The sequence below is a fragment of the Planktosalinus sp. genome, from assembly GCF_059864935.1.
Map to the genome: position 1 here is coordinate 1 of NZ_JCBCCK010000474.1, position 4,343 is coordinate 4,343.

The 4,343-nt window shown below is 38.6% G+C and carries 5 protein-coding genes; all 5 read right to left on the minus strand.

From position 1 onward, the window contains the following. A partial coding sequence (locus AC6F75_RS13915) for an FAD-binding protein (protein WP_500715690.1) occupies positions 1 to 851 on the minus strand: 851 nt, incomplete at its 3' end. Positions 852 to 858: 7 nt separating this feature from the next. Continuing rightward, complete coding sequence (locus AC6F75_RS13920) at positions 859 to 1,533, minus strand: succinate dehydrogenase cytochrome b subunit (RefSeq protein WP_500715691.1); 675 nt, start codon at positions 1,531 to 1,533, stop codon at positions 859 to 861. Positions 1,534 to 1,817: 284 nt separating this feature from the next. Beyond that, positions 1,818 to 2,495, minus strand: a complete 678-nt coding sequence (locus tag AC6F75_RS13925) for an IS1 family transposase (protein ID WP_500715694.1) — start codon at positions 2,493 to 2,495, stop codon at positions 1,818 to 1,820. 261 nt (positions 2,496 to 2,756) lie between these two features. Then, on the minus strand, positions 2,757 to 3,221 hold the full coding sequence (locus AC6F75_RS13930; RefSeq protein WP_500715692.1) for a hypothetical protein: 465 nt from the start codon (positions 3,219 to 3,221) through the stop codon (positions 2,757 to 2,759). Beyond that, positions 3,214 to 4,343, minus strand: a 1,130-nt coding sequence (locus AC6F75_RS13935; RefSeq protein WP_500715693.1) for an RHS repeat-associated core domain-containing protein, incomplete at its 5' end; no start/stop codon positions are given. The genes AC6F75_RS13930 and AC6F75_RS13935, both read right to left, overlap by 8 nt.

Consider the following 4,343-nt stretch of genomic DNA (forward strand, 5'->3'; position numbering starts at 1 on the left):
ATCAAAGTTAATTTTGACTGGTGGTCTCCTGAGACGGGAATACAGGTAGGGTGAATTTGAGTGTAACAGGGATTGGCAAAATAAGCCCCTTTCTTGTGAATTTTCCAGGCGGCAGTCACATTGCTTCCCATCGCATTGGTGGAAAGGTAGAATACGTTTCCGTAGCCTCCGGTTCCCAACACTACTGCGTGTGCAGAATGTCTTTCAATTTCACCGGTAATGAGGTTTCTGGCGATGATGCCTCTGGCTTTTCCGTCAACAATCACCAAATCGAGCATCTCGTGACGGTTGTACATTTTTATTTTCCCGCGACCTATCTGACGGTTCATGGCCGAATAAGCGCCAAGCAATAATTGCTGCCCTGTTTGTCCTTTGGCATAAAAGGTTCGGGAAACCAGTACCCCTCCAAACGAGCGGTTGTCAAGCAATCCGCCATATTCACGTGCAAAAGGAACGCCTTGCGCTACACATTGGTCAATGATGTTTGCTGAAACCTCAGCCAGGCGATACACATTGGATTCGCGTGAACGGTAATCACCACCTTTTACGGTATCATAGAAAAGACGGTGGGTTGAATCGCCATCGCCCTGATAATTTTTTGCGGCATTGATTCCGCCTTGAGCGGCAATGGAGTGTGCACGACGCGGTGAATCCTGAAAGCAAAACGCTTTGACGTTATAGCCCAGCTCAGCCAAAGTAGCTGCAGCAGAACCTCCGGCAAGACCGGTTCCCACCACAATCACGTCAATATTACGCTTGTTGGCCGGGTTGACCAGGTTGATTTTATTTTTATGGTTGGTCCATTTTTCGGAAATGTGACCTTCAGGTGTTTTTGAATCTAAAGTTGCCATAGGACGATTACTGATTTAAGTGGTGATACAACGCAATGAAAATAAATCCAAGCGGAATGATGATGGCAAAAGCGGTTGTAAACCCTTTGAGTGCTTTTGAATATTTATTGTTAAACCCAACCGACTGAAAAGACGACTGAAAACCGTGCAAGAGGTGAAGGGCAAGAAAAATAAACCCAACCACATAGAGGGCTGTTCTCCATACCGGCTCAAAGGCGTGCACCACGTGGTCGTAATAGCGGTAATTTCCGGCGGCATCGAGTCCACTCATGTCGCCCTGCACAAATTTGATATCCATTTCAGGCACCCAGAAATCAATGAAATGAATCACCAGGAAAATCAGGATAAAGCCGCCGCTGTATATCATATTGCGTGACATCCAGGAGGAATTGGCACTGCCATTAAATTTGGCATAGGAAATATTTCGGGCACTTCGGTTTTGAATTTCGAGCACAAAACCCATAATAAAGTGAAACAACACCCCAAAAATAAGTATGGGTTGTGCCACATACTGCACCACGGGATTTACACCCATAAAGTGAGAAAACTCATTGAAAGTATCAGCACTAAAAACCGAAGTGAAATTGATAAAGAAATGCTGTGCAAGAAAGATGACCAAAAACAGGCCGGAAAGAGCCATTGCCACTTTTTTAGCAATGGATGAAGATAGAAATCCGCTCATGTGATGTTTGTTTACAAAAAGGTACACAAAAATACGATGCCGTTTGTTTATCTACAAACTAACGGAGGGTTAAAGTTGGCTATTTAGAATGGTTATAAAAAGCGGGAACAGCATCATGAGATGCTGATGGTGTTATGATAATTCATTGACAACTGAAGGTCGTAAAGCCCTCTGGAATTTTGCTCAGGCAATATCATAAAGCATGCTGTCCAAATCCAAATTAACAAGTGAATTGTTAATACCTGTAAGCTATCCCTTGAAGAGTATTGGCAAACTTACTTCTTTCACCCCCAAAAGTAAATTTTCAAAACAGCGGCCAAAATCACGAGGTTTCTTGAAAAACAAATCGTTTTCCTGCTGAGCCTTTTCAGATGTGTCCTTAATGTGAGATTGTTTCTCTCAATGTGGTTTGTGCCGTACCGGGTTACTTTATGAATGCTTTTTGATATGAGATAGCTGTAATTTCTCAACCCATCAGTAAAAATATGTTTTGCTTCGGCAAAATGTAAGGTTTTTAAAACCACATTTAAGGTTTTGTTGGTCCTTGCCCCCACGCAAAAACTTACCACTTTTTTGCTTTCTCTTTCCAAAGCATACGCAATCCACACCAATTTGTTTTTCCTTTTTAAAAACGTCCTTATCTCATCTACTTCATAGGTTTTTCCTTTAGATATAACAGGTTGCGGGATGCTTTGGGTAATGGCAACAATACGCTTTAACAATGTGGTGGTTGAGATATTTAATACCCTTGCCGTACTTCTTATGCCCAAACCTTCTTTGGTCAATGTAACGATCTGTTGATTAATGTTAGGGTGACAGGCCCGGTAACTGTACTTTTCTACTTGTGAGCCTTTACAATTTTTACAAATATACCTTTGCTTTCCTGATCTTGTTTTTCCGTTTTTTACCATGTTGTTTTTCTCATCAACACATTTGATACACGAGATGCTATTTTTCACGATTTTAGGCGATTTAAAAGCCCTAAAATAAAAAAACAACCCGAAGGTTGCTTTTAATTTTTTATCACTCTACATTTTGAATGTTGATTTTCAGTAATTTAAATGTTTAAAATAATCCAATCAACACATCTGATACATTACCTAATGCAGGGTATAGTTCTTTTTCATAAAATACCGGAGCAGCATCATGAGATACTGATGGCGTTCTAAAAGGTTAATGACAATCGTGTTGCTCCGAAGTCGGGACACTTCGAAAAGCGGGTTTCATTCTTGTTGTTTTCTCTTAATCTTGACCCCTTTATTTATTTTTGACTCAAATTCTCTGTACAAGTAAATATTTGTTATATCAGTACAATTTTTTAAATTACCTATCCCTTTGGTCTGTATAGCATCACTAAACATTTCATTTAAAACATAACAATTCTCTTCTGCCTTAGATACATAATCGATATAAACAAACTTAGTTCTCTCATCCAAGTCAGACAATTCATATGAAATAGATTTATACTTAACAATCAGTTTTATATCATCTATACTATTGTTTAATCGATAATACTCTGACTTGTATGACTTTAAATGCAATGTATCTTTCTTATTCTTAATTGAGAATACGGTTATATTTTCGTCTGAAATAATAGTTTCATCATTGACAACTACTCTAACTTCTTGTGCTTTACAAGAAAAGAATATACATAAAAATAGTAATGGTATAAATTTGTTCTTATTCATAATGTGTGTTTCTTAATGGACTTTCTCCAGTGCTTATATTCTTGAGTGCTTGGTTATGAAAATGTACATTTTCAACGCTTGATCCACTTGACTTATTTATGTTCCCAGTTTTTATAAAGTCCCGACCGTGATCCAGAATTTCATGTATAAAAACACTACTTTCACTTGGAGTAGTAAGTTTGCCTCCATGACCTTTAATCTGTAAAGAAGAAGCTGCTTTTCTATTAATAAGCAAATGCGCATAGTACATATTTGAATTATCTCCAGTATCTTTACCTTGTGCCCAAAATAAACCACCTCCACTATCTTTTGTGGAAAGCTCTGCATAGTTGTCTGTTCTCATTTGCCATCCTTCTCGCATAAAACCGCCTTCCCCGTCAGGTATATATTTTCCTTCCCCGTCAAAAGCAAATCCTGGTTGATAAATATCTACAGTAAACTCATCACTATCAGCATTTATATGTACTTCAATAACATTATCTCCATCAATAACTTCTTTCAACCCTGAAGCTATTGATTTTTGTTCATCATTGAATCCTTTACTTGCTTTTCTTAAGTCTCTATTATTATACCTTAACTCTCCATCCCTATTAAAAGAAAACCCATGTTTTTCTCCTAATTGATCTGTAATGTAGCCTAAAATTATTTGTTGAGTTTCATAATCATTTGCTACAACTTTTTTTCCATCTGGATCCTTAAAATAAACAGGGTTATTTAAAGAATAGTTATATGGTGACCATTCATTATATGCTAATGCAAGTGGATCAATCTGTCCCCAACGACCAATATCAGGCATGTACATACGGGCTCCATAATCATAAACATTCAGCCCGAGCTCCTCCTGTAATTCTTTACCGCTGTACTTGTATTTGTACTTTTCCTCCCCAAAAACAGGGCCCACCGGCACCAGTTCCGCGCCGCCTCCAAGTATTTTTCCAAACATTTCGTGGCGATCGTTATAACCGGAATGCTTTAAACCAAAAGGATAGTAATGGTCTTCTTCCAAAATGGCCAGCTCATCGGTTTGCGGGTCAAGCGCATAACGTAGGCGAATGTTGCCCAAGTGGTCTTTGTATGTATACACATAATTTATCTGCTCATAATCCAGCACATTGACATACC